The organism is Chromobacterium sp. HL1, assembly GCF_057418835.1.
Map to the genome: position 1 here is coordinate 2,741,390 of NZ_CP162399.1, position 24,031 is coordinate 2,765,420.

22 protein-coding genes are annotated in these 24,031 nt (G+C 64.6%); 7 read left to right on the forward strand and 15 right to left on the reverse strand.

The features are described 5' to 3' along the window. Positions 1-86 precede the first annotated feature (86 nt). A complete protein-coding gene (locus AB1Z25_RS12270; protein ID WP_486635362.1) occupies positions 87-1,112 on the forward strand; it encodes a hypothetical protein in 1,026 nt (341 codons plus the stop codon). Between the two features lie 64 nt (positions 1,113-1,176). On the opposite strand, the gene flgL is transcribed toward AB1Z25_RS12270, so the two are convergent. The 11 genes from flgL to flgB form a co-directional block, all read right to left on the reverse strand. Then, positions 1,177-2,100, reverse strand: a complete 924-nt coding sequence (gene flgL / locus AB1Z25_RS12275) for a flagellar hook-associated protein FlgL (protein WP_227107915.1) — start codon at positions 2,098-2,100, stop codon at positions 1,177-1,179. A gap of 10 nt (positions 2,101-2,110) precedes the next feature. Continuing rightward, entirely contained in the window at positions 2,111-3,892 is a 1,782-nt protein-coding gene (gene flgK, locus AB1Z25_RS12280; RefSeq protein WP_486635363.1) for a flagellar hook-associated protein FlgK, read from the reverse strand. Positions 3,893-3,973: 81 nt separating this feature from the next. Beyond that, positions 3,974-4,960 carry a flagellar assembly peptidoglycan hydrolase FlgJ gene (flgJ, locus tag AB1Z25_RS12285; RefSeq protein WP_107799617.1) on the reverse strand — a complete coding sequence of 329 codons (987 nt, stop codon included), beginning with the start codon at positions 4,958-4,960 and terminating at the stop codon, positions 3,974-3,976. 94 nt (positions 4,961-5,054) lie between these two features. Further along, positions 5,055-6,131 carry a flagellar basal body P-ring protein FlgI gene (locus tag AB1Z25_RS12290; RefSeq protein WP_370445216.1) on the reverse strand — a complete coding sequence of 359 codons (1,077 nt, stop codon included), beginning with the start codon at positions 6,129-6,131 and terminating at the stop codon, positions 5,055-5,057. An 80-nt stretch (positions 6,132-6,211) separates the two neighbouring features. Continuing rightward, a complete protein-coding gene (locus tag AB1Z25_RS12295; RefSeq protein WP_107799619.1) occupies positions 6,212-6,892 on the reverse strand; it encodes a flagellar basal body L-ring protein FlgH in 681 nt (226 codons plus the stop codon). 58 nt (positions 6,893-6,950) lie between these two features. Next, complete coding sequence (gene flgG / locus AB1Z25_RS12300; RefSeq protein ID WP_253314873.1) at positions 6,951-7,733, reverse strand: flagellar basal-body rod protein FlgG; 783 nt, start codon at positions 7,731-7,733, stop codon at positions 6,951-6,953. Positions 7,734-7,805: 72 nt separating this feature from the next. Then, the gene (locus AB1Z25_RS12305; RefSeq protein WP_107799621.1) at positions 7,806-8,549 is read right to left on the reverse strand and encodes a flagellar basal body rod protein FlgF; all 744 of its coding nucleotides are present in this window, start codon (positions 8,547-8,549) and stop codon (positions 7,806-7,808) included. Between the two features lie 17 nt (positions 8,550-8,566). Beyond that, on the reverse strand, positions 8,567-9,811 hold the full coding sequence (flgE, locus tag AB1Z25_RS12310) for a flagellar hook protein FlgE (protein WP_235088229.1): 1,245 nt from the start codon (positions 9,809-9,811) through the stop codon (positions 8,567-8,569). Positions 9,812-9,847: 36 nt separating this feature from the next. Beyond that, positions 9,848-10,558, reverse strand: coding sequence for a flagellar hook assembly protein FlgD (locus AB1Z25_RS12315; protein WP_486635364.1), 711 nt, complete (start codon positions 10,556-10,558; stop codon positions 9,848-9,850). 11 nt (positions 10,559-10,569) lie between these two features. Continuing rightward, on the reverse strand, positions 10,570-10,980 hold the full coding sequence (flgC, locus tag AB1Z25_RS12320; protein ID WP_019102824.1) for a flagellar basal body rod protein FlgC: 411 nt from the start codon (positions 10,978-10,980) through the stop codon (positions 10,570-10,572). Continuing rightward, positions 10,980-11,393, reverse strand: coding sequence for a flagellar basal body rod protein FlgB (flgB, locus tag AB1Z25_RS12325; protein ID WP_019102825.1), 414 nt, complete (start codon positions 11,391-11,393; stop codon positions 10,980-10,982). Before flgB ends, flgC begins: the two co-directional genes overlap by 1 nt. Positions 11,394-11,694: 301 nt before the next feature. Between flgB and AB1Z25_RS12330 the strand changes: the two genes are divergently transcribed. Then, positions 11,695-12,492 carry a response regulator gene (locus tag AB1Z25_RS12330; protein ID WP_107799623.1) on the forward strand — a complete coding sequence of 266 codons (798 nt, stop codon included), beginning with the start codon at positions 11,695-11,697 and terminating at the stop codon, positions 12,490-12,492. Between the two features lie 23 nt (positions 12,493-12,515). Here the strand turns inward: AB1Z25_RS12330 and AB1Z25_RS12335 are convergent, their stop codons facing one another. Together AB1Z25_RS12335 and AB1Z25_RS12340 are read right to left on the reverse strand one after the other, a co-directional pair. Then, complete coding sequence (locus AB1Z25_RS12335; RefSeq protein ID WP_227107910.1) at positions 12,516-13,343, reverse strand: AcrVA2 family anti-CRISPR protein; 828 nt, start codon at positions 13,341-13,343, stop codon at positions 12,516-12,518. A 76-nt stretch (positions 13,344-13,419) separates the two neighbouring features. After that, the gene (locus tag AB1Z25_RS12340) at positions 13,420-14,949 is read right to left on the reverse strand and encodes an EAL domain-containing protein (RefSeq protein WP_227107908.1); all 1,530 of its coding nucleotides are present in this window, start codon (positions 14,947-14,949) and stop codon (positions 13,420-13,422) included. Between the two features lie 519 nt (positions 14,950-15,468). On the opposite strand from AB1Z25_RS12340, the gene AB1Z25_RS12345 reads away from it, so the two are divergent. Beyond that, the gene (locus AB1Z25_RS12345; RefSeq protein WP_107799626.1) at positions 15,469-16,788 is read left to right on the forward strand and encodes a DEAD/DEAH box helicase; all 1,320 of its coding nucleotides are present in this window, start codon (positions 15,469-15,471) and stop codon (positions 16,786-16,788) included. Positions 16,789-16,859: 71 nt separating this feature from the next. Here the strand turns inward: AB1Z25_RS12345 and AB1Z25_RS12350 are convergent, their stop codons facing one another. Then, the gene (locus tag AB1Z25_RS12350) at positions 16,860-18,542 is read right to left on the reverse strand and encodes a glycoside hydrolase family 9 protein (protein WP_253314871.1); all 1,683 of its coding nucleotides are present in this window, start codon (positions 18,540-18,542) and stop codon (positions 16,860-16,862) included. Between the two features lie 137 nt (positions 18,543-18,679). After that, on the reverse strand, positions 18,680-19,891 hold the full coding sequence (locus AB1Z25_RS12355; protein WP_227107905.1) for an ROK family transcriptional regulator: 1,212 nt from the start codon (positions 19,889-19,891) through the stop codon (positions 18,680-18,682). Between the two features lie 232 nt (positions 19,892-20,123). Between AB1Z25_RS12355 and AB1Z25_RS12360 the strand changes: the two genes are divergently transcribed. Genes AB1Z25_RS12360 through AB1Z25_RS12375 form a run of 4 tightly spaced genes read left to right on the forward strand, consistent with a single transcriptional unit; the run spans position 20,124 to position 24,014 of the window. Then, positions 20,124-20,990, forward strand: coding sequence for a glucosamine kinase nucleotide-binding domain-containing protein (locus tag AB1Z25_RS12360; protein ID WP_486635365.1), 867 nt, complete (start codon positions 20,124-20,126; stop codon positions 20,988-20,990). A gap of 28 nt (positions 20,991-21,018) precedes the next feature. Continuing rightward, complete coding sequence (locus tag AB1Z25_RS12365; RefSeq protein WP_227107901.1) at positions 21,019-22,263, forward strand: ABC transporter substrate-binding protein; 1,245 nt, start codon at positions 21,019-21,021, stop codon at positions 22,261-22,263. Between the two features lie 10 nt (positions 22,264-22,273). Continuing rightward, positions 22,274-23,140: a carbohydrate ABC transporter permease gene (locus AB1Z25_RS12370; protein WP_486635366.1), complete on the forward strand. Its 867-nt coding sequence runs from the start codon at positions 22,274-22,276 to the stop codon at positions 23,138-23,140. 16 nt (positions 23,141-23,156) lie between these two features. Next, complete coding sequence (locus AB1Z25_RS12375) at positions 23,157-24,014, forward strand: carbohydrate ABC transporter permease (RefSeq protein WP_227107897.1); 858 nt, start codon at positions 23,157-23,159, stop codon at positions 24,012-24,014. The last annotated feature ends 17 nt before the right edge of the window (positions 24,015-24,031 follow it).

Genomic DNA, 24,031 nt, shown 5'->3' on the forward strand with positions numbered 1-24,031 from the left:
CCGCCGGCTAGGTGTTTCCACGCCATCAAGTTTCCCTCCGGATTGACGATATCAGTTCACCTACACTTCCTGTTCCGGAGTCTGCAATGCGAGTCGCGTCCATGGCGCTGTCGATGAGCAGCCAATACAGCTTCAGCCAAAGTCTCAGCGTTCAACAACAAAGCCGCACCTGGGTGCAGCTGCCCCCGTCCTCCCCTCCGGCCAAACCCTCCTCCGACGTCAGCCTAAGCTCCGACGGCGTCAACGCCAGCGCCAAGGACAAGGCCTTCGCCGATGGCATGACGCCGATGCTGGGGCTGATCAAGGACATTCTGGAAAAGGTGCTGGGCGTCAAGTTCAAGGTTGTTGACGGCACTTTGCAAAGAGACGACGGCCAAGATGAGCCATCCGCCGACTCGCGCCCCGCGCGATCCGGCCAGTCCTCTGCCCCGCAGTCGCAGCAAGCGCGCGCCGGCGGCGAGTTCAAACAGACCGTCGACTACCAGGAAAGCGAAAGCCTGGCGTTTTCGGCCAAGGGCTCGATCAAGACCCAGGACGGACGCGAGTTCAATTTCGCGCTGGACGTGCAAATGAGCCGCAGCTTCGAATACCACAGCAGCAGCACGATACAGTTTGGCAACGGCAAGGCCACCGACCCGCTGATGCTCAGCCTGGGCAACGACGCCGGCAGCTTCAGCGGCGCCAGCGTCAGCTTCGATCTGCAGAGCAAGGGCCAGCAAAGCCAGCTGCCCTTCATCAACAACGGCGGCTGGCTGGCCCTGGACCGCAACGGCGACGGCAAGATCAACGACGGCAAGGAATTGTTCGGCACCCAATCGGGCAACGGCTTCGCCGATCTGGCCAAGCTGGACGGCAACGGCGACGGCGTGCTGGACGACGGCGACGCCGCGTTCGCGCAATTGAAGCTCTGGTCCGGCCGCGACGGCGACAAGGACCAGTTGATGGGCTTGAAGGAATTGGGCATCGGCGCCATCCTGCTGCCCAGCGTGGACAGCCCGTTCAGCATCAAGAACGCCGACAACCAGTCCCAGGCCGATATTCGTCGCTCCGGCGTCTACCTGACCGAAGACGGCCGCGCCGGCCGCATCAGCCAGGTGGACGTCTACGGCTGAACCCGGCCCGCGCCAACGACAAAGGCCGCTTACGCGGCCTTTGTCTTGTCCGGCGCACGCCGGATTAGGAGATATAGTTGAACAGCGAAAGCTGAGTCACCTTGTTATAGGTCAGCTGGCTGTACTTCAACGAAGTCTGCGCCAAGGTGAAGTCCGATATCGCCTGCGGCATGTCCAGATCCTGCAAATCGCCGATGCTGCTGGCGTATTGCAGTTTCAGGCTGCCCCCGACATTCTGCATATTGTCGTTCTGCTGGCCGCGGGCGCCGATGGACGCCAAAGACAGCGACATCTGCTGCTGAGCCGCATCGATGGCGTTGATCGCGCTGTTCAGCTGGGTGCCGAAGTTGGCGGGCTTGGGATTCTGGCCCAGCAGAGTGTTCAGCTGGATCAGGCCGTCGAAGGCAGCGGTGGCGCTGCCGCCGGGCGTGCCGAACACCGTGCTGCCCGGATCGGAAATCGTCATCTGCTGCGAAGCGCTGATCTGCACACTGCGCTGGCCGGTATCGCCCAGATACGAAGCCGGCGGCACCGCCGACAAGCTGACCGCGAAGGGCAGCGTATCGGTCTTGTTGCCGCTGAACAGATAATTGCCGCGGCCGTCGGTGGAGTTGGCGTAAGTCGTCAACTCGGTGATACCTTCCTGCAGCTGCTTCTGGATCGCCTGCAGCTCGGTTGGGCTCAACGCGCCGCTGCCGGCGGAAATCGCCAGGCTCTTCATGCTGGCCATCAGGTCCGACGAACTCTTGATCGCGGTTTCCGACAGCGACAGCCAGGAACTGACCGCCTGGGTGTTGTTGATGTACTGGCTGTTCTGTCCCTGCGACTGGCTGATCAGCAGAATGCGCGCCGCGGCTACCGGATCGTCGGCCGGCGTCACCACCCTTTGCTGATTGTCGATCTGCATGGTGAGCTTGTAGATGTTGGCCTGCAGGCTCTGCATATTGTTCAGGCCTGACTGATAAATATTGTTGGAGCTGATACGCATCGGTCTCTCCTTAGCCCATCAGGTTCAGAATGCTGGAGAAGGTGGTTTGCGCCACCTGTATCACCTTGCTGCACGCCTGATAGGACTGTTGGTACTTGATCAGATTGGCCGCCTCCTGATCCAGGCTCACCCCGGTGACATTGGACAGGCTTTCCGTGGTCTGCTTCAAAGTAGTCTGCATGGCCGCGGACTGCAATTGCGCAGTATTGGTCTGGTTGCCCACCGAGGCCACCAACGTCGAATAATACGAACCGTAAGACTGATTGCCCATCAGCTTGAGGTTCTGCTGCGCCAGCAGCTCGCGCAAATTGGTGTTGTCGCCCGGCGGCGGCTTGGTCCCTGCCGGCGCCGGCCCCACGGTAAAGGTCTGGCCGTTGATCGGCGCGCCGGACAGCTGAAAGCTGACGCCCACGTCCACCGGCGGCACCGCCGTGGTCTGCAGTTTGAAACTATTGCTGGCGCCGCCGCCCACCGGCACCACATTGTAAGGTCCGCCGCCGTTGGGGCCGGCGATGGAGGCCGTCATCGTCGCCGGGCTGCCCGCTGCGGTGATGGTCATCCCGGTCATGCCGATGGACGGATGCGTGCCAGTGCCGGGAAAGACCGGCGGCACGCTGTTGATGCTGCCCGCGTAACCGCCCGGCAAGGTGGCCCACACGCCGCTCATGGTGACGCCGTTGCCCCCGGCGCCGCCGGTGGACACCATATTGGACGCGGTGGCCAGTTTATTGGGATCGCCCATCAGCACTTGCAGATTGCTGGCCGCATTCTGCGGATTGGCGGCGTAGCTGCTCAGATCGTTGAAGATGGGCAGGCCGGCGGCGCCGGTATTGTCCACGCCCAGCTGGTTCTGATAATTGATCGAAGCGGAAAAGTTGATCGCCATCGTGCCCAGCTGTTGCCGGGCCTGCAACAAAGGGCCGTCGCGGAAGTTCAGCAAACCGCCCAGTTGGCCGCCGGACATCAGATTGTTCGGAATCGCCGTCACCGTGCCGTTGGGATTGTTGAACACCAATTGCAAGGTGGTGGGATCGCTGGGCAGCGGCTGGGTGGCCAGGGTATTGGTCTGACCGCCGGTCACCAGGGTCTGGCCGTTGCCGACGTATACCGAGTAAGTGCCGTCCGCCTGCGGCACGGCCTTGGCGCTGACCAGCTTGTTCAATTCCAGCATGGCCTGATCGCGCTGGTCCATCAGCGTATTGGGCTGCGCGCTCAGCTGATTGCCGCCGGTCAAGGCGGCGATTTCGGTGTTGAGGCTGGCGATCTGCGAGGCCAGCGAGTTGATGCTGTCCACCGTGCTCTTGATCTGGCCGTTGGCGCCGGACTGCAGTTGCTGCAGTTGGCCGTCGACGGTAGCGAACTTGGTGCTCAGCGCCTGGGCCATATTGAGCACGGTCTGCCGGCTGGGAATGGCGTCCGGCTGCTGAGACAGCGTCTGCATCGCGCCGAAGAAATCCTGCAAGGCGGGCAGAATGGACACATCGGTCGACGCCATCAGATTGTTGATCTGATTCAGCTGCTTGACCTGGGTGCTGTAATAGCTGCTGTTGGTCTGCGCGGTCTGCACCTGGCCGGACAGGAATTTGTCATAGGTGCGCAGCACATTGGTGACGTCCACGCCCTGCCCCAGGAAGCCGAAGCCCTGATATTGCGGCGTGCGGCCGGCCTGGGTGATGTATTGAACGTTGTACCCCGGCGTGGAGACATTGGCGATGTTGTTGCCGGTTACCGACAAAGCCGTTTGAGCCGCATTCAGTCCGCTCACGCCGATCGAGAAAATATTGGAGCTCATGATTTACCTCTCTTTGCCTTATCGGCCCGGCGCGCCAAAACTTGACCCTGAAGTGCAAGCTCGGCCGCCGCTGCCTTGTCCTTAACTGCGCGTGGTTTGCTGCGCCAAAGTCGCCGCCACGTCCACCAGCTTGCGCGCGTAGCGCGGATCGGTGGCGTAGCCGCCGGATTGCAGCGCATGCGCGAAGCCGTACATATTCTGCCCCTGGTTCAGCGCGCTCTTGTAGCGCGGCGAATCCTTCAACAAACGGGCGTAGTCGCTGAAGGCCTCGGAATAAGAACCGTAGGCGCGGAATTTCTCCACCCGCTTCTGCGCGACGCCGCCCTCGTATTCGGTGGTCATCACGCTGACCGTGCGTCCCTGCCAATCGCCGCTGGCCTTGATGCCGAACAAATTATGGCTGTTGCTGCCGTCCGGATGGCGGATCGCCCGCTTGCCCCAGCCGCTTTCCAGCGCCGCGTGCGCGACCACGGCTTCCGGCGCCACGCCCAGCTGGGCCGCGGCCGTGCGGGCATGCGGCAGCATTTCGGCGGCGAAGTCGCGGCTGCCGCCCTTGCCGGCCGCCTCGGCCTTGGTCTGAGCCGCCGGAGCCGTCAAGCTCAACACCGCGCCGGCGGTCTGCTGCGCTTCCTGGTAGGCCTGCAGGGCCTTGGCGCCGCCGGCCGGACGCGCGGCCAATTGCGGACCGGGAGCGGCGTAAATCGTGCGCGCGCTCTTGTCGTCCGGATCGAAGTTCGACTGCTTGGCGATCTGGCGATACAGCATATCGCCCAGCCCCAGGCCGCCGTTGGAGCTCAAAGCCTGGGTCAGTTGCTGATCGTACAGGCCTTGGTAGGTGCTCAAATCGTTGGACTCGCCTTCCGGGTCGAACTTGGTCTCGCGCATGCTCTTGAGCAAGGTGCTCATCAACAAGGCCTCGAACTGCGACGCAGCCTGTCTCGCCGCGCCCTTGGGGTCCTTGATCGCCTGCGCCCGCAGCTCGTTCAGCTGGTTCGGATCCACGGCCAGCTGCCGGTTTAGCAAATCGTTGGCGCTCACGGCGCCGGCATTGATGGACTGAATCGTCATTTCTCGCTCCTGGAATCCAGCTAATAGCAAGATTCGGGCCAGGAATAAAAAGACGGCCGCGCGGCCGTCTTTTTGTTCGCCGTCCTGGCGGCGCTCAGATAATCTGCAGATCCGCTTTCAACGCGCCGGCGGATTTCATCGCCTGCAAGATGGAAATCAGATCCTGAGCGTTGGCGCCCAGCGCGTTCAACGCCGCCACCACCCGGGACAGATTGGCGCCGTTGGGCAGGCTGATCAGCTTGCTGCCCGGGGTGTTGATGCTGATGTCGGCCTGGTTGGTCACCGTGGTCTTGCCGCCGGACAGCGGGTTGGGCTGGCTCACTTGCGGCGTGTTGCTGACGGTCACCGTCAAGTTGCCGTGCGACACCGCGCACGGCGCCAGGGTCACCGCCTGATTCATCACGATGGAGCCGGTGCGGGCGTTGATGATGACGGTGGGGGAAACATCTGCCGGGTCGACGGCAATATTTTCCATCTTGGACAGAAACTGCACGCGCTGGTCCGGATCGAACGGCGCACGCACTTCGATCAGCCTGCCGTCCACCGCGCGCGCGGTGCCCTGGCCGAACGATTTGTTGATCGCCTGCACCACGCGGTTGGCGGTGGTGAAATCGGACTCGCGCAGTTCCAGATTGACGAATTCGCCGGACCCCAGCGCGGTGGGCACTTCGCGCTCCACCGTGGCGCCGGCCGGAATGCGGCCCACGCTGAGCTGATTGATCTGGGCGGAGCTGCCGCCCGCCGAGGCGCCGGCGCCGCCGACGACCACATTGCCCTGCGCCATCGCGTAAATCTGCCCGTCCGCGCCTTTCAGCGGAGACAGCAGCAAGGTGCCGCCGCGCAGGCTTTTGGCATCGCCGATAGACGAGGCCGTCACGTCTATCGCCTGCCCCTGCCGCGCGAACGGCGGCAAGGTCGCGGTCAGCGTGACCGCGGCGATGTTCTTGGGATCGAGCTTGGTGCCCGGAGGCACTTGCACGCCCAGCTGATTCAGCATATTGGACATCGCCTGGCCGGTGAAGGGCGAGGAGGTAACCTTGTCGCCGCTGCCGTCCAGGCCCACCACCAGGCCGTAGCCTATCAACTGGTTGGGACGCACCCCGCCGACATTGGTCAGATCCTTCAAACGCTGCGCGGCCATGGCCGGAAACACGGCCAGCGCCAGCAGCATCGCTAACATCAATCGCTTCATTTTCGCCCGCTTTCAGCCCGCCGCGCCCGCCAGATGGCCGCGCCCGGGCCGGTAATCCGTTAAATCGGCAATATACTCATGAAAAACTTGGCCAGCCAACCCGGCTCATTGTACAGCCGGTGCGTCCCCTTGGTCTGCTGCTCGATGCGGGCGTCCGCCACCTTGAGCGAAGACACGCTGCGGTCCGCGCCGATATCGCGCGGATTGATCACGCCGGACAGGCGGATCGATTCGGTGTCGCTGTTCACCCTCACGACTTTCTCGCCGCTGACCGATAGATTGCCGTTGGGCAACACCTCCAGCACCGTGACGGTGATGGAGCTGACGAAGGAGGTGGCCACCTTGTTGTCGCCCTTGCCGGTATTGTTGGCCGAACCCGAGCCGCCGAAATTGGCGCCGGCCAAACCGCCGGCGGCGCCGCTGGGCAGGAAGGGAATCTTGATGCCGGCGTTGATGCTGCTGTTCAGGCCCGAGGTTCGGGTATTGGTGGTCTGCTCGGAAGCCGAGGTCGACGAGTTTTCCTGGATGTTCACAGTCAGGGTGTCGCCGACATAAGCGGGCATCCGGTCCTGAAACAGCGGCCGGTAGCTGGCCGCCTGGAAAATCGAGCCGTTGCTGGGCATGCTGACCGGCTGCGGTTGCGGACGCGCGCTGGTCGGCTGCTGCACCAGCGGCGGCTCCTGGGTCACGCAAGCGCTCAATAGTGCGGCCAACATCGCCGCCATCGCCATCGCCTTCATCAAACACCTCGTCAATTCAAATCCGAATCGGCCGCCTCAGCCGGCGGCCCGTTCTTGCTTACAGCTGGCTCAGTTTCTGCAGCATCTGGTCCGCGGTGGTGATCGCGCGCGAGTTCATCTCGAAAGCGCGCTGCGCGGTGATCATATTGACCAGTTCCTCGGTGACGTTGACGTTGGACGCTTCCACGAAGCCGGAACGCACCGCGCCGCGGGTATCGGTCTGCGGATCGCCGTCCTGCGGATCGCCGGAGGACGCGGATTGCAGATACAGGTTATTGCCCACGCTCTCCAGACCCTGCGGGTTGATGAAGGTGGTCAGCTGTATGGTGCCCGCGGTTTGCGCCGCCGGATTATTGGGCAAGAAGTACTGCACCACGCCGGCGGAGGACACCGTGATCTGGTTGGCGGTGCCGGGAATATTGATATTGGGGTTCAGCGGATAACCGTCCGGATTCACCACGTCGCCGTTGGAGTTGCGCTTGAACTCGCCGTTGCGGGTATAGGAGGTGGTCCCGTCCGGCAATTGAATGCGGAAGAAGCCCTCGCCGGAGATCGCCATGTCCAGCGGCTGCCCGGTCTGGGTCGTATTGCCCTGGGAGTGGATGCGGGCGGTGGCCACCGCCGCCGAGCCGGTGCCCACCTGCAAGCCGGTGGGCGTGGTATTGCCGTTGGCCAGCTGCGCGCCGGGCTGGCGCAGGGTCTGGTAATACAAGTCCTCGAAAATGCCCCGGCTACGCTTGAAGCCGACGGTATTGACGTTGGCCAGGTTGTTGGACACCACGTCCAGTTGGAACTGGCTGGAATCCATGCCGGTCTTGGCGATATACAGTGCGCGCATCATGGCTTGTTTACCTCGTCTCCAGAGCCGCGTTCCCTTACAGGGCCGCCGCGGCTCGCAATCTCATATTATGGTTTAACCGTTGGTGGACAACAGTTGAGCCGCCTGCTGATCGCCTTGTTGCGCGGTTTGCATCAGGCGGACGTTGAGGTCGTACTGGCGGGCGTGGGAAATCATCTGCACCAGGCTTTCCACCGAGTTGACATTGCTGGCCTCCAGCATTTCCGGCACCAGCTTGACGTTGGCGTCGGCGGCCGCGTTGCCGCCGCCGTTAATGCGGAACAGGCCGTCCTCGCCCTTGTACACTTCTTTGGGGCCCGGGTTGACCATCTTGATCTGCCCGACCAGTTGCGGCGTGCGCACCGCGCCGGACAGCGGAATCGCCACCACGGAGCCGTCCTGGCCCAATTGCACGCGGGAGCCGGTCGGCACCACGATGGGACCGCCGTCGCCCATGATGGGCAGGCCGGAGCGGGTGCGCATCATGCCGGTGGCGTCCAGCACATAGCCGCCGTCGCGGGTATAGGCCTCGGCTCCGTCCGGCGCCTGCACCGCGAAGAAACCCTTGGAGCCGATGGCGAAGTCGCTGACGTTGCCGGTGTGCATCAAGCTGCCCTGGCTCAAATCGTGGCCCACGGTGTTGTCCACCACATAGGTCCGCGTCGGCGCGCCCTCGCCCACCACCGGCAAGGCGCGGAAGGCCACCACGTCGGCCTTGAAGCCGTTGGTGTGCACATTGGCCAGATTGTTGGCGGTGGTGGCCTGCTGCCACATCACGTGCTTGGCGCCGTTCATCGCCAGGTAAAGCATTCTATCCATCGCGCGCGCTCAGCTCATCAGATGTTCAGCAAGGTCTGCACCAGGGTGTCCTGGGTCTTGATGGTCTGCGCATTGGCCTGGTAATAGCGCTGCGCGGTGATCATATTGACCAGTTCCGCGGTCAGGTCGACGTTGGAATCCTCCACCGCGCCGGCCTGGATGGTGCCGGTATTGCCGGTACCGGGCGCATTGTAGGAGGCGATGCCGGAATCGTAGGTCTGCGCCCACAGATTGTTGCCCTTGGACTGCAAGCCTTGCGGGTTGATGAAGTTGGCCAAGGCGACCTGGCCTATGGTCTTGGTCTGGCCGTTGGTGAACGTCGCCTGGATGATGCCGGAGGACGAAATATTGATGCCCTTCAGATTGCCGGGCGCGGAGCCGTCTATGGTCGGCGGCGTGGTCACGCCGAAGTTCTGCCCCACCTGGGTGGAGCCGGTGAAGCTGAAGGCCACGGTCTGCGGCACCGCCGAACCGTTGAGCGGGCTGGGGGTGAAGTTGATATTGAACGGTCCGGGCGTGGTCAACACGCCGGAGGTGTTGAAGGTCAACGAAAAATTATTGCTGTTGGGCGGCGTGTTATTGGCCGGGTTGCCGTCCACATAAGCGGTTGCGGTCCAAGTCCGGCCAGCGGCGGTGGGCGCGCCGGCGACATAGTACATGGTCACCTGGTGCGGGTTGCCCAGCGAGTCGTAAACCGTATTGGTGTTGGACCAGTTGTAGGAGGCCGAATTGGTCGGATCCAGCGGCGCAACGGTCGGCACCGTGCTGCGAGAATCCAGATTGATGCCGAGGGTGGCCTTGGTGGTGGCCTGCGGCGACACCAGGTTGGAGTTCAGCTGTATTTTGCTGACCGGCCCCTGGGTGATGTTGCCTGCCGCGTCCGCCTGCCAGCCCTGCAGGAAATTGCCGTTGTTGACCACGTAACCCTGATTGTTGATCTGGAACTGGCCGTTGCGGGTGTAGGACAAGGTGCCGTCCGGCTGGGCCACGGTGAAGAAGCCGCCGTTGTTGATCGCCAGGTCCAGGCTGCGGCCCGTGGTGGTCACGTTGCCGTTGCTCATGTTCTGCGTCACCGCGGCCACCTTGACGCCGATGCCCGGCGTGGTGGTGGCGATGCCGTACAAGGTGTTGCCGTACATGTCGGCGAACTCGGTGCGCGAACTCTTGAAACCCACGGTGTTGGCGTTGGCCACGTTGTTGCCGATGGTGTCCAGCTGGGTGGAGGCGGCGTTCAAGCCGCTCAAACCTTGTTGAAAGCCCATGATGTCAGTCCTTGAAGTCGAATGAGGTCAGTGGAATCAGGCGGTCATCTGCGCCACATCGCCCAATTGGGCGCGGCTGCCGTCCGGCAGCACCAGTTCGGGAACGCCTTGATCCCACGCCACCGCGGTCACCGTTTGCGTGTTGTAGGCCACGGCCGTGGTGCTGCCGTTGGCGCTGGCCTGGGTCACGTCGGCGCTGAAGCTGTACTTGCCGGCCGGAACCACTTCGCCCTTGTCGTTCTTGCCGTCCCAGCTGAAGGTATTGACGCCGGCCACCGGCTTGTCGATGGTCATGGTGCGAACCACATTGCCGTTGGCGTCCTTGACGTTGACTTTCACCGTTTGCGCCGGCCCGTTCAGCAAGACGCCGGCCGGGGTGGTGCCGCCATCCGGCGGCTTGGGCAGGCTGCTGCCGGCCACCAGCACTTTTTTGCCTATCATGCTGGACGCCATCAGCGACTGGGAGGCCGCCTGCGCGCCGATCAAGGCCTGCATGGACTGGTTCAGCTGCTGAATGCCGCCCACCTGGCTGATCTGCGCCATCTGGGCCGTCATCTGGCTGTTGTCCATCGGATTCATCGGGTCCTGGGAACGCATCTGGGCCACGAACAGTTTCAGAAAGGTGTTCTGAATGTCGCTGGCGCTGGAGCCCACCACGCCGGAATTGCTCTTGCTGCCGTTGACGCTGCTGTTCGGATTGGTCTGAGTCTGACTGTTCAACACGTCATAAGGATTTGCGCTAGCCATCGCCTAACTCCTCACTGGCCAAGCTGCAGCACTTTTTGCTGCAGCGTCTTGGCGGTATTCATGATTTCGACATTGTTCTGATAGGCGCGGGAGGCGGCGATCATGTCGGCCATCTCCTCCACCGGATTCACATTCGGCATCGTCACATAGCCGCGCTGATCGGCCAGCGGATTGCCCGGATCGTACTTGAGCCGCGGCGGGGTCTGGTCTTCGACCACCGCGGTCACGCGCACGCCGGCCACCTGCGGCTGCGCCGCCGTCACCGGAATCGCGGTGAACACCGCGTGACGCCCTTTGTAGGGCTCGCCGGTGGAGCTGGTCGAGCTTTCCGCGTTGGCGATATTGCTGGCCACCAGGCTGAGGCGCATCGATTGCGCCGACATCGCCGAACCGGAAATGGAAAACACATTGGACAAAGACATCAGCTATTGCCTCCCTGGCCCTGGATCGCCGAACTCAGGCCGCTGATCCGCTTGTTCAGAAAAGTCAGCGTCGACTGGAAGCGGACCGCGTTGTCGGCGAAAGCCGCCCGCTCCACATCCATGTCCACGGTGTTGCCGTCCACGCTGGGCTGCACCGCCGCGCGGTATTGCAGCGCGGCGCCGTTGCCCGCGCCGCCGGCCCCGGCAAGGTGGCGGGCATCGGTCAGATTCATCGCCAAGCGACCCTGCGCATCGGTCTGCGCCTGCAAGGCCTTGCCGAAGTCGAAATCCACCGCTTTGTAGTTGGGGGTTTCGTCGTTGGCGATATTGCTGGCCAGCACCTCGGTGCGATAGGCCCGCAAATTCAGCGCTCGCTGCTGAAAGTCGAAATGTTTGGCGATTTTGTCTAGCATGTCAGCCTCCTTGAGGCGACCTTAAAGCAGGAAGCGTGCCAAGCCATGCAGACACGCCAGCGCATTGATTTTTCTAGGCAATCCGTCAAACCCTCGGCCGCAACGGCCCAAACGGCAACAATGAGCGGCAAGATTTGCCGCCTCCGGCCCAAGCGACAGATTTTGCTTGCCGCACCGCGCAATTCGTGCCAAACCAACATAAGAACCATTGAAGACGCGTCCGGAATCGCCGACACTCAGACATTGGCCGGCGCTGGCGGGCGGCTTTGAGAAAATAGAGAAGACAGGCGGGGGAAGAGGCATGCTGGAAGTACAACATTTAATCATCTCGCTGGCGGAACCGTCGCATGTGCAAGCGCAGATCATCAGCAAGGCGCTGGGCGAGATGGGCATCTCCAAAGTGGAGATCCATCCCAACGGCGAAGCGCTGCTCAACCGCGCGCGCGAGTCGCGCCCCGACTTGGTGATCAGCGCCTACTATCTGCCCGACATGACCGGCCAGCAGTTGCTGCAGCAGATGCGCGAAAGCGCCGATCTCAGCGGCATGCCCTTCATTCTGGTCTCAAGCGAAACCAATCCGGAACGGCTGGAGCCCATCCGCCAGGCCGGCAGCCTGGGCATTCTGCCCAAGCCCTTCACCAGCGGCCAACTGGACGAGGTGCTGGCCAACGCGCTGGACTTCATCAATACCGAGAGCCTGGCCATGGAGGTGGACACGGATCTGGCCAACGTCCAGGTGTTGATCGTCGACGACAGCCAGACCTCGCGCCGCCATGTGCGCGCCGTGCTGGAGCGCCTGGGCTTCGAACACTTCACCGAAGCCGCCAGCGGCGCCGACGCGCTGCCCTTGCTGGAAAACGAAAGCTTCCAGCTGATCATCGTCGACTACCACATGCCCGGCATGGACGGCTGCGAGCTGGCGCGCCACATCCGTCAGAACAGCGCTCAGGGGCGAACGCCCATCCTGATGATCACCAGCGAGACCGACCACGACCGGCTGGCCGAGGTGGAGGCGGCCGGCGTCTCGGCCTGCTGCGACAAGCCCTTCTCCACCAACAAGCTCAGAGACACCATACGCGAACTGCTGCAGGAATACTGAGAGCCGACTCCAAGCCGCCGCTCTTATTTCGGCGCCACCCACACCAGGCGCGAATTCGCCTTGGCTTCGCCAAACGCCTGCCGCCGCCAGTAACCCTGGGTCGCGTAAGCCTGCGCGGCGTCCAGCTCGGGAATACGGCAGAAACTCACCTCGCTGAAACCCGCTTTCAGCAATTGGCTGCGGCCGCGCTGCCGGGTCTTGACGCAAGCCGGCGCGCCGGCCTGCTCCACCCATGGCTGCGGCGCGCCCGGCTGCCAGGCCTGCTCCCGTTCCAGTTTGGGCTGGGTCATCATCGCCAGGCCGTTGAGCACCGCGGCCAACAAGGCCTGCCAACGCTCGGCCACCGCCGCGATCTGCGGCGCCAGTTCGCCCGGATAGCTGACCAACAGGGCCTCCACCCCGTCGGACTCGTGCAGCCATTGCGCGGCGTCGCGAGAAAAGCCCTCGCCCACCAGCGTCAGCAGCAAGGCCTTGCGCTCCGCTTGATGCGAGACGAAAGCCCCGCCGCCGCCCGGCACATGTAAAAAGAAGGCGTCGGCCGGCAAGCTCAGCGTATCCGGCAATTGCGAGGGCAGCCGGGTGTGGGCCAAGGCCTGCACCAGGCCGTCGTCCAGATGGGAAATCACGCGGCCATGGCGGGCGAAACAGCCCCAGGACTCCGCCAAAGCCAGTTCGGCGACAATGGTCTGCTGCCCCACTTCGAACACCTGGGCGGCGCGCTCCAGTTCGCGCTTGATCACTTCCTTCATGTCCTTGCGCGCCGCGGACGGCTGCAAAGCCTGAACATACAGCTGGCTGACGCGCTTGGCCCAAGGACGGGAGGCCGCATAACGCTGCACGGCATACATCATTCCCTACCCCTTTCCTGAAACAAAAAAGGGCGCATTGTAACAAAGCGCCCCCGTCGCCCCAAGCCGCGATCCGGTTTCAGCCGCCGCCCTCCCTTTTGCCGGAGGGGCGGGTACGGCTTTCGGCGATGCCGGAATACAGCCACTGCCGGAAATGATTCAAGGTCATCGGCTTGCCGAAGTAAAAACCCTGCAAATACTCGAAGCCCTTCACATTCAAATAGCTTTGCTGCCCCTGGGTCTCCACCCCTTTCACAATCACCTGCACCCCCATTTCATTGGAGGACAAGAGCAGGCCGTCCAGAATATTGCCCTTCAGGCTATCCTGCCCCAAGGCGGACACATAGCCTTTTTCAACCTTTAGATAATCAAAGCCCCAGCGGCTCAAATATGTCTTGTCGGCGTAGCCGGCGCCAAAGTCGTCCAGCGCCAGCCTCACCCCCATCTGCCGCAAACCATTGATCACCTTCTGAGCGCCGGACGCCTCTTGCAGCGGCGCCCGCTCCGACACCTCCAGCACCAGTTGCGCCTGCTTCTCGCGCAATAGATTGACCAGCGGCCGGCAATCCTCCAGCAATTCGGGCAAGGCCAGATGCTCGGTGGAAATATTGAGCCCCACCATAAAGCCGGGCGGCAGCACGATCTGCTTCAACTCCTCGGCCACCCGCCGCAACATGTAGCGCGTCAGCGACACGATCAAGCCGGCCTCGATCGCCGTCTGGATGAATAGCTCGGAGCGCACATTGCCCTGCACCGGGTGCCGCCAGCGCGCCAGCACTTCCACGCCGACGCATTCGCCGCTGGCCGCGGTGACGATGGGCTGGTAATGGGCGAAGAACTCTTTTTGCCGAATGCCCTCGGAGATTTCCCACCCCGTCGCCTTGCGCCCGCCCGAACCGCGGCGCGCGCCCCAGGCGATGCCGCAGCCCAGCGCCGCGGCCAGCAACAAGGCCAGCCACTGGGTTTTCAGCACCAGCAAGGGCGCCGCTCCCCATTGCGGCGCCGCCAACACGCCGATGCGCGCCGGCGCGGACGGCACCCAGGCCACCTCGCCGCCCGCGTCCGGGCCCTGCTCTCTGACCTCGCCGTTGGCGGCCAAGGCCCTCCCTCCGGCCAGCAGGCTCACTTTCACGCCTTCGCGCTCGGCCAGGGCCAATTGCGCGACCAGCGGACCGGCGTCCAGCTCCAGCACTCCGGCCGTATGCGCCAGCCGCAAACCAGGCAACAACTGTCCGCTGCCGGCCGGCAACAGGCTCGCCCCGCCTTCCACGCCGTCCGCCTCCACAACCGCGCCGCGCCGCGATGCGCATAGCAGGCCTCCGGCGCCGCGCGCCTGGGCGAAGCGCACCAGCGAAGTGCGCTGGACCAATTCCGCCAAGGCCTGGGTCTGGGCGCGGCAATCCGGCTCCGGCGGCGGCAGCGTGTCCAATCGCGTCAAGGCGGCGAACGCCGGCGACAATTGCCAAGTGAGCTGGCCGGCGACCAGTTCGGCCTTTTCCCCGGCCAGCGACTGCAAGCGCCACGCCGTCAGCGCCAGCGCCAGGCCCAGAGTCAAGGCCAGGGCCAAGGCGACGCAAACGGCATAGGCCGCGCCAGGGGAGCAGGACATCAACCAGGAGTGAGCCCGGTCCGTGCTTGCGAATCTGTTTTTTCCACTCATTGCCAGCCCTCAACGAAGGTTTCACGCGTGGCCCGTCATCGTTGAAGTGTAGTTAGAAGCCAGCAAATCTCCATAAGCGGACGCCACTTGGTCCAAGCCTGGCCGTCGGTTGTCTTTGCGGATTCCAACAGTTTTTTTGCAAAATCGCCGCGGCAAGCGGCAAACAATCAAATACTTAGCCGGCATGTTTTGAAAAAACAGTTGTAAACCCGCCTGATTTACCGTATAGTCCGGCCTCTTGTGTTTCCACCGGGCATTCCAAACCACGCCTCAGCCCGAGTGAGATTGCTTCATCGTCCCTGACCATTTCCAGGCTTCGTCCACGCTTATAATGTCGCATCAGACTGGACCGCTGTTCGCCGCTTGTCAGGTTAGTGCCGATGATTTACGGCTTAAAGGCGCCGTATAACCGACCGCCACCAACCTGGCTACAAGTGACGCCGGCAGTTTCCGGCTTGAAAGGACATCATGCATTTTTCCGACCTGGGCATTGCCCCGACCATCCTGCGCGCGCTGGAAGCCGCTGGTTACTCTTCCCCTACCGAAGTACAGGCTCAAGCCGTGCCCGCAGCCATCGCCGGCCGCGACCTGCTGGTTTCCGCCCAAACCGGTAGCGGCAAGACCGCAGCCTTCCTGCTGCCGGCGCTGACCAAGCTGTCCGAGCGCTCCACCGGCAAAGGCCAGGGCCCGCGCGTACTGGTGTTGTGCCCGACCCGCGAACTGGCCCAGCAAGTGGAAAAGAACGCGCTGGAATACGGCAAGGACCTGCGCTGGATGAAAACCGTCTGTCTGGTGGGCGGCTCCTCCTTCGGCTATCAGACCCGCGCGCTGTCGCGTCCGGTAGACCTGATCGTGGCCACTCCCGGCCGTCTGATGGACCACATGCGCTCCGGCCGCATCGACTTCTCCCGCCTGGAAATGCTGGTGCTGGACGAAGCCGACCGCATGCTGGACATGGGCTTCATCGAAGACATCGAGACCATCGTCAAAGCCACTCCGGAAACCCGCCAGACCGTGCTGTTCTCCGCCACGCTGGACGGCACCGTGGGCCGCATGGCCGAGAAGATGACCCGCGATCCGCAACGCATCGAGATCGCCCGCACCGAGACCTCGGGCGGCACCATCGAAGAGCACCTGCTGTACGCGGACGACCTGAACCACAAACACCGTCTGCTGGATCACATCCTGAAAGAGTCCGGCTTCGACCAGTGCGTGATTTTCTCCGCCACCAAAGCCTACTCCGAAGAACTGGCCGACAAGCTGTCCGACCAGGGCTATTCCGCCGCCTGCCTGCACGGCGACATGCCGCAAAGCTGGCGTAACCGTACGCTGAACGATCTGCGTCGCGGCCGCATCAAGATCCTGGTGGCCACTGACGTGGCGGCACGCGGCATCGACGTGCCCACCATCACCCACGTGGTGAACTTCGACCTGCCGAAACAGGCTGAAGACTACGTGCACCGCATCGGCCGCACCGGCCGCGCCGGTCGCGACGGCACCGCCATCACCCTGGCGGAGTCCAAGGAATTCCACAAAGTGCGCCGCATCGAGCAGTATCTGAAGCGTCAGATCACCGAAGGCGTGATCGAAGGCATGGAACCCACCCGTCGCCCGCCGAAAGGCCCGCGTCGCAACACCAGCGGCAAAGGCGGCTACGGTGATCGCCGTCCGGGCAGCGGCGGCGGTCGCGGCGGCTACGGCAATCGTCGCGAAGGCGGCTACCAAGGCCAACGCCGCGAAGGCGGCTATCAGGGCAATCGCGGTCCGCGCAGCACCCAGCAGCAGTAAATCTCAGACGCCCCCGGCAGCGGGGGCCGCTGAAACAGAACGCCATCGGCTTGCCGATGGCGTTTCGCATTTCAAGCGCCGTCCGCCCTTCCACGCAAAGCCAGGGCCAGAAACAGCCAGGCGCCGTGCGGCAGCCATTGCTCGGTCCAGCGCCAGGACTGGCTGATATCGGTCTGTTCCGGGCTCAGGAAGGCGATGCCCTCGTCCGCGCCCGGCGCGGCGGTGATCCCATTGCACACCCCGCCGCAGGCGTTGTAATAGCCCGGCTCATAGCGCGGATTATTACGACCCCAGCCCTGCAGCATGCAAACGTCGAAGGGATTGCGCCCCAGAATCCAGTCCAGCGCGCCCTGCGCGTACTTCAGCATCGCCGCGCGAGCGTCCCCCTCCTCCCTCTCCGCCAAGGCGCAGCTCGCGGCGGCCAGCGACGCCAGCCGCGCGTTTTCTCCCTGCCACCAATAAGCGCTTTCATTGGTTTGCGGCATGAAAAAGCGCGCCGCGCCCTCCTCGCCGTCGCGGGCCACCCATTGCCGCGGATAGGCGAAAGGATTGCCCGCCGCCGCCGTCAGCGCCATTTCGGCCTCCAGCCCCCGCCGGACCGCCTGCCGCGCGGCGCTCGCCAACGGCGAAGCCGGCAACACCGCGGCGAAGCGCAACAAGGCGAGATAGGGCAAGCCGGCGTCGGCGCCGTGGAAAAAACTGCGCCGGCGCTCCGCGTCCATCCAGAAGCGGCCCGCCTCGTCCTGCCGCGCCAACATCCGCCGCGCGCGGCGGTCGGCGGCGTCGGCGAACACCGGCTCGCCGCTGGCCGCGTACAACTCGCAAGCGGCCAGCAGGGCGCAATAGTCGTCGATGAGGTTTTCGCTGCCGTCGTCCAGATAGCGCGCATTGTATTGCTGCAGATGGGCGAAGCCGCGCCGCGCCGCGGCCAGATAATCGCCTCGGCCGAACTCGCCGTCGCGCGGCAACTCCGCCGCGCGCGCCAGCGCGGCGATCGCCAGGCCGCCGCCCTGGCGGAAGCCGGCTTGAAAACGCCCCGACTTGAGCCCGCGCTGAGTGGAATAGGCGCACAGTTCGCGCTGTTCCGGCGCCTTGCTCCAGCCGTCGAACACCGTCATATAGAAAAACCCCGACGAATGCTGCATCCGCAACAGAAAGTCCGCGCCGTGCAGCGCCTCGTCCACCATGCGCTCGTCGAACCAGCGCGGCTGCGGCGGCAGCGCCTCGCGGCCGGCCATCAGCGCCCAAGCCAGCAAGGGCGTCTGCTGCGGATTCATGAAGTTGGCGTAAGACAGGTGCGACAGGTATTTGGAACAGTCGCCGGAGGCGTCGAACCAGCCGCCGCGCACGTCCCGCCTCGCTTCGCCGCCCCACTCCGGCGCCGCGCGATCCGCCTGGTCGTAAAGGCCGCTGCAGCGCTGCGACTTGAAATAATGCAATAGGTCGGACAACATCTGCCCGCCCAGGCAGCCCGGCCCCACCTCGAACTCATGGCTGATCACCGGCGGCGCGCTGTCCCGCAGCCACAGCCGATAACGGCCCGGCCGCGTCCAGCCGCTGAAATCCGCCTGCCAGTAATGCCACTCCGGCCATCCCTCCGCCATGCCCTGCGGCTGCAAAGGAATTTCGGTCGCGGCGCGCCCCTCGGCATCCAGCAAGACCAGCGCCGTCGGCGCGGCCTGGGCCGGCGCCTGCAACAAGGCCAGCTTGGACGCTTGCGGTTCGAAACCGATATGGTTCAGCAGAATCTTCATGGCGCGACCCCCGTTCAATTAAATAAAGCGTTTTGCTTTAATGATGGGCAATATTTACGCGCCGCGATGGCCAGGTCAAGCCAATGACATAAAAAGATCTCGCCGTGACGCCGGCGCGCTGGATCGCCAACCGCTTCTCAAGCTTTGAGCAAGACCTCGTACTGCGGATTGAACTCGTCGAAGATCGGCAAGGCCGCCGCGCCCAGCGCCACCGTATCGCGGCCGGCTCCGCCCAGCAGCACCCGCGGGCCGCAGCTTTGCCGGATAGATACCGGCAGCGGATGCAGCCGCTGCTCCAGCTGCTCCAGCAAGGCCGGCGGCAGAAAACCGCCTATCACCACCGCCTCGATGTCCAGCAGGCTTTCCAGGATATTGATCGCCTGGCGCAGCGGCGGCGCAGCGGTGGCCAGCCAGCGCTCGATGCCGTAGCAGATCTCCGGCGTCGGCCGCTGCAGACTGCGGGCCGCCAGCTCCGCGTCGTCGGCCAGACCCAGCGTTTCGTACAGCGCGCGCAGCGACACATAGCGCTCCAGGCAGCCATGGTTGCCGCAATCGCAGGGCCGTCCGTCCGGCATCACGATCATGTGACCGATCTCGCCGGCGTTGTGGCGAACGCCCGCGTACAAGCGCCCGTCCAGGAACAAGCCCGCTCCCAGCCCGGCGCCGATGAACAGATAAACGAAGTTGCGCAGCGCGGCGGCGCGGCCGTACAGCCGCTCGCCGATGGCGGCCGCGGTGGCGTCTTTTTCCAGCAGGACAGGCAGATCCAGCCTGCGCTCCAGCTGCGCCGCCGCGTCCACCTCCTCCCAGCCCGGCAAGGTGGTGGGGCCGACTGAACTCATGCCCTCGACGCCGAAAGGGCCCGGCATCACCAGACCCAGGCCCAGCACCCGCCCCCAGTCTATGCCCGACTCGGCGCGCAGCCGGCCCACCACCTCTTCGATCAAGGGCAAGGCCAGTTGCGGATCCGGCCGCCTCACCGGCGCCTCCACTCGCGCGCGGCATTGACCGGCCAAGTCCACCGCCACCGCGATCAGCGACTGGGTGTCCAGCTGAATGCCCAGCGAGTAGGCCCCGTCCGGGTTGATGCTCAAGGGTATCGCCGGCTGGCCGCGCGCGCCCTCCCGCATCGGCTCTCCGGCCAACAGCATGCCGCCGTCCAGCAATTCCGCCGCGATATTGGACACCGTCTGCGGCGTCAAGGCGGTCAGGCGGGCGATTTCGGCGCGGGTCAGCTGCCCGTTCAGGCGTATGGTCTCGATCACCGCGCGACGGTTGTGCGCGCGGGCGTGCTCCAGATTGGTCCCCGCCACCGTGCGCGGGTCCTGGCCTGCAGGAATGGATTTCATGCCGGCAGTATGGCGAGCCGGCCCCGGGCGGACAAGCGCATCCGCCGGCCTTGTTGCGGCGGCGGCGACAGCCAGGCGGCCCAGTCGCCGCAATTAAATAAATCAACTTGACGAAATGCCATCGTAATGATTGAATTTTCAAAAATTCTAATGGCATCGGACGCCGGCCATGCAAACCCATGATGTTGCGGGGATTTGCGCCGGACGCCCGCATTTGACCAAGGACAGCACCGTGACTGAAGCTTTTGAATACCGCCTGGGCGTTGACGGCGGCGGCAGCGGCACCCGCGTCTGCCTGAGCGACGCCGCCGGCCGCCTGCTCGCCCGCGCCGAAGGCGGCCCCTCCGCGCTGTCGCGCGGCGTGCCGCAAGCCTGGGACGCCGTGAACGAAGTCGTCGCCCACGCCTTCGCCCAAGCCGGCCTGCCGCCTGCGCCGCCGGCGCGATGCGCGATCGGCCTGGGCCTGTCCGGCGTGCACAACGCCGCTTGGGCGGCCGCCTTCCGCGCCGCCGATCCCGGCTACGCCCGTCTGCGCCTGGCCACCGACGGCTACACCACCTTGCTGGGCGCCCACGGCGGCCGGCCCGGCGTGATCGTGGCGCTGGGCACCGGCAGCATAGGCGAAGCGCTGTATCCGGACGGCAGTCATCGCGAGGCGGGCGGCTGGGGTTATCCCAGCGGCGACGAAGCCAGCGGCGCCTGGCTGGGCCAACGCGCCGCGCAATACGCGCAGATGGCGCTGGACGGCCGCCTGGCCGCCACGCCGCTGACCCGGGCGGTGCTGAAACATGTAGGCGGCGACTGGCAGGCGATGATGGCCTGGAACGGCCGCGCCACGCCCACGCTGTTCGCGCAGCTGGCGCCGCTGGTGGTGGCCAATGGCCGCCGCGACTCTCTGGCCGCCGAATTGCTGCGCCAGGCCGGCCGCGATGCCTGGTCCATCGCCAAGGCGCTGGATCCAGACGAGAGTTTGCCGACGGCCTTGTGCGGCGGCCTGGGCCAGGCGCTGCGCGATTGGCTGCCGCCGGAATTCGCCGGCCGCCTCAGTTCGCCGCAAGGCGACGCCTGCGCCGGCGCGCTGCTCCTGCTGGCCGACTGACCCCCTCCTCACTCCATAAGGACATCCCATGCGCCTCTCCCCGCTGCTGCTCGCCGGCCTGCTGGCCCTGGCCGGCCCGGCCCGCGCCGACAAGATCGTGGTCGAGTACTGGACCGACTCGCTCAAGCCTCAGTTCGACGCCTACTTCGCCGCGGCGAAGAAGCAGTACGAGGCGCAGCACCCCAATGTCGAATTGCGCTGGGTGGACGTGTTCAACGAGGGCTTCGAAACCAAGCTCAACGCCGCCATCGCCGCCGGCAAGCCGCCGGCGCTGATCAACCACGACGTGCCGCGGCTGTACAAATACGCGCAAAAAGGCGCGCTCTTGCCGCTGGACGGCGCGCTGGCCGCGGACAAGGCCGGCTATCTGCCCAATGCGCTGGCCGACCTCAGCGTGGCCGGCAAGCTCTACGCCTATCCCTGGTACAACAACGTCAACGTGCTGGTGCTCAACGGCGAATTGTTCCGCAAAGCCGGCCTGGACCCGGCGCGCCAGCTGCTCAGCCTGGAACAGCAACTGGCCGCGGCCAAGGCCATCCGCGCCAAGACCGGCGTGCCCGGCCTGCTGCCCCAACTGGGCCAGATCGACGGCATCATGCTGGGCCGCGGCCTGCCCTTGCTGCAAAACGGCAAGGCGGTCTTCAACAGCCCGGCGCACGCGGCCTTGCTGCGCCAATACGCCGACGCCTACAAAGCCGGCGCGCTGGCCAAGGAGAACCTGTTCGCCGACGACAACTACCAGGCCAGCGTCAAGCTCTACAACAGCGGCCGGCTGGCGATGATGGAGACCGCGCCCACCGCGGTGCGGCGCACTCAGACCGACGCCCGCGCCATTTTCGCGGTCAGCCGGGTGCAACCGGCGCCGCTGGGACCCACCGGCGTGGTCCAGGGCGGCTATCAGTTCGGCTGGGCGGTGTCCAAGGGCTTGCCTGCGCCCACCCAGGCCGAAGCGATCAAGTTCGCCCGCTTCCTGACCAGCGACGCGCAGCAACTGGCGTTTTCCAAAGTCACCGGCGCCACCTTCCCCTCCACCCGCGCCGCGCTGCGCGATCCTTACTTCACCCAGGCCGGCGGCAGCCTGGTCGACGTCGCCCGCGCCCAGGGCGCCAAGGCCGCGCCGGACATCCGCACTTTCAGCCTGAGCGGCGTGCCGCGGCTGGCGGACCTGAAGAAAAAACTGGTGGACAGCGTGGAAGCGGCGGTCACCGGCCGCAAGGACGCCCAGCTGGCGCTGGACGAGGCGGCCGCCTTCTGGAACCGGCAGCTGAAGTAAGCGCGCCGCGATGAAATCCAGCGCCCGCAACGCCTGGCTGTTCCTGGCCCCGGCCCTGCTGCTGATGGCGGCGTTCACCTTTTGGCCGCTGCTGTTCGGCAGCTATCTGGCCTTCACTCGCTACGATCTGCTGTCGCCACCGCAGTGGGCGGGGTTGGAGAACTTCGACTATTTGCTGCAGGACGAGGCGTTCTGGCGCGCGCTGCGCAATTCCCTGCTCTATCTGCTGGTGGTGCCGGTCATCCAATTGGCCGCCATCGCGCTGGCGCTGCTGGCCAACCGGCCGCTGCGCGGCGTCAAGCTGTTTCGCGCCGCCGTCTATCTGCCGGTGATCACCACCGTCGCCGTGGTCGGCATCATGTGGAACTGGATGTACGCCGATTACGGCGTGCTCAACAGCGCGCTGCGCTGGCTGCGCCTGCTGGCGGCGCAGCAGGAAATCGGCTTTCTCAGCGACGAGGACATCGCGCTGTTTTCCGTGATGTTCGTCACCTTCTGGCGCGGCGTCGGCTATTACATGGTGCTCTACCTCGCCGGCCTGCAGGCGATCCCGGCGGAAATGCAGGAAGCGGCCTTGCTGGACGGCGCCAACGCCTGGCAGCGTTTCTGGCGCATCACCCTGCCCATGCTGAAGCCCACCATTCTGTTTTGCAGCCTGATTTCCACGCTGGACGCGCTAAAGGCCTTTGAGGAGGTGTTGGTGATGACCCGCGGCGGCCCGCTGAATTCCACCTATACCGTGCTGTATTACATGTTCCACCAAGGCTTCGATCAGCTGGACTTCGGCCGCGGCGCCGCCGCCGGCCTGCTCTTGACCGTGATCTGCCTATTGCTGGCCGGCCTCAACTTCCGCCTGCTGCGCCCGGCCCACCGCTAGTTTCAGGACGCCCGCCATGACCGCCGTCTCAAGCCCGCTTGCCCGCCCCGCCCGGCAAACCCGTTCGCGCGCGCTGCGGCGCCTGCCGGACTATCTGCTGTTGTTGGCGCTGGCCTGCGCCGCCTGCTATCCGTTTTGGTGGACCTTGATGATCGCGCTGGGCGACGGCGAGCAGGTGTTCGACTTCCCGCCGCGCTTGCCCGAGCCCTTGTCGCTGGCTCACTTTCGCGAAGTCTGGACCCAGATTCCGATGGGGCGGTTTTTATGGAACTCGGCGCTGATTTCCGCCTTGACCACCGCCGGCACCCTGCTGGTTTCCAGCTGCGCCGGCTTCGCGCTGGCGCAGCTGCGCTTCCGCGGCCGGCAGTGGGTGTTTTACGCCATCATCGCCACCCTGCTGCTGCCCAACGAAACCAATGTGCTCAGCAATTACGTGACGCTGTCCTGGCTGGGCCTGGACGACAGCCGCGTCGGCGTGGCGCTGCCGGCCTTGGCCGGGGCCTTCGGCATTTTTCTGATGAAGCACGCCTTCGAGGAGATTCCCGAAGAAATCGTCGCCGCCGCGCGCATGGACGGCGCCGACGACTGGCAGCTGTTTTGGCGCGTCTGCCTGCCGCTGAGCCGGCCTTATCTGGCCACCCTGGCCATCTTCACCCTGGTCTGGTCGTGGAACAGCTATGTCTGGCCCAGCGTGGTGCTGAAGAACCCGGACCTCTACCCGCTGTCCGTCGGGGTGCAATACCTGAAGGGCGCTTTCGCCACCTCCACGCGCATGGTGGCCGCCGGCGCGGTGCTGACCATCGCGCCGGTGCTGCTGGTCTTCCTGTTTTGCCAGCGCTATTTCATGCGCGGCATGGACGGCGCGGTCAAATAAGGCCGCCCGGCCGCCCC

What these genes read in the sequence shown, in the direction of transcription:
- AB1Z25_RS12270 (WP_486635362.1), top strand. Translation starts at nt 87, where the DNA reads ATGCGAGTCGCGTCCATGGCGCTGTCGATGAGCAGCCAATACAGCTTC.
- flgL (WP_227107915.1), bottom strand. Translation starts at nt 2,100, where the DNA reads ATGCGTATCAGCTCCAACAATATTTATCAGTCAGGCCTGAACAATATG.
- flgK (WP_486635363.1), bottom strand. Translation starts at nt 3,892, where the DNA reads ATGAGCTCCAATATTTTCTCGATCGGCGTGAGCGGACTGAATGCGGCT.
- flgJ (WP_107799617.1), bottom strand. Translation starts at nt 4,960, where the DNA reads ATGACGATTCAGTCCATCAATGCCGGCGCCGTGAGCGCCAACGATTTG.
- AB1Z25_RS12290 (WP_370445216.1), bottom strand. Translation starts at nt 6,131, where the DNA reads ATGCTGCTGGCGCTGGCCGTGTTTCCGGCCATGGCCGCGCAGCGTTTG.
- AB1Z25_RS12295 (WP_107799619.1), bottom strand. Translation starts at nt 6,892, where the DNA reads ATGAAGGCGATGGCGATGGCGGCGATGTTGGCCGCACTATTGAGCGCT.
- flgG (WP_253314873.1), bottom strand. Translation starts at nt 7,733, where the DNA reads ATGATGCGCGCACTGTATATCGCCAAGACCGGCATGGATTCCAGCCAG.
- AB1Z25_RS12305 (WP_107799621.1), bottom strand. Translation starts at nt 8,549, where the DNA reads ATGGATAGAATGCTTTACCTGGCGATGAACGGCGCCAAGCACGTGATG.
- flgE (WP_235088229.1), bottom strand. Translation starts at nt 9,811, where the DNA reads ATGGGCTTTCAACAAGGTTTGAGCGGCTTGAACGCCGCCTCCACCCAG.
- AB1Z25_RS12315 (WP_486635364.1), bottom strand. Translation starts at nt 10,558, where the DNA reads ATGGCTAGCGCAAATCCTTATGACGTGTTGAACAGTCAGACTCAGACC.
- flgC (WP_019102824.1), bottom strand. Translation starts at nt 10,980, where the DNA reads ATGTCTTTGTCCAATGTGTTTTCCATTTCCGGTTCGGCGATGTCGGCG.
- flgB (WP_019102825.1), bottom strand. Translation starts at nt 11,393, where the DNA reads ATGCTAGACAAAATCGCCAAACATTTCGACTTTCAGCAGCGAGCGCTG.
- AB1Z25_RS12330 (WP_107799623.1), top strand. Translation starts at nt 11,695, where the DNA reads ATGCTGGAAGTACAACATTTAATCATCTCGCTGGCGGAACCGTCGCAT.
- AB1Z25_RS12335 (WP_227107910.1), bottom strand. Translation starts at nt 13,343, where the DNA reads ATGATGTATGCCGTGCAGCGTTATGCGGCCTCCCGTCCTTGGGCCAAG.
- AB1Z25_RS12340 (WP_227107908.1), bottom strand. Translation starts at nt 14,949, where the DNA reads ATGTCCTGCTCCCCTGGCGCGGCCTATGCCGTTTGCGTCGCCTTGGCC.
- AB1Z25_RS12345 (WP_107799626.1), top strand. Translation starts at nt 15,469, where the DNA reads ATGCATTTTTCCGACCTGGGCATTGCCCCGACCATCCTGCGCGCGCTG.
- AB1Z25_RS12350 (WP_253314871.1), bottom strand. Translation starts at nt 18,542, where the DNA reads ATGAAGATTCTGCTGAACCATATCGGTTTCGAACCGCAAGCGTCCAAG.
- AB1Z25_RS12355 (WP_227107905.1), bottom strand. Translation starts at nt 19,891, where the DNA reads ATGAAATCCATTCCTGCAGGCCAGGACCCGCGCACGGTGGCGGGGACC.
- AB1Z25_RS12365 (WP_227107901.1), top strand. Translation starts at nt 21,019, where the DNA reads ATGCGCCTCTCCCCGCTGCTGCTCGCCGGCCTGCTGGCCCTGGCCGGC.
- AB1Z25_RS12370 (WP_486635366.1), top strand. Translation starts at nt 22,274, where the DNA reads ATGAAATCCAGCGCCCGCAACGCCTGGCTGTTCCTGGCCCCGGCCCTG.
- AB1Z25_RS12375 (WP_227107897.1), top strand. Translation starts at nt 23,157, where the DNA reads ATGACCGCCGTCTCAAGCCCGCTTGCCCGCCCCGCCCGGCAAACCCGT.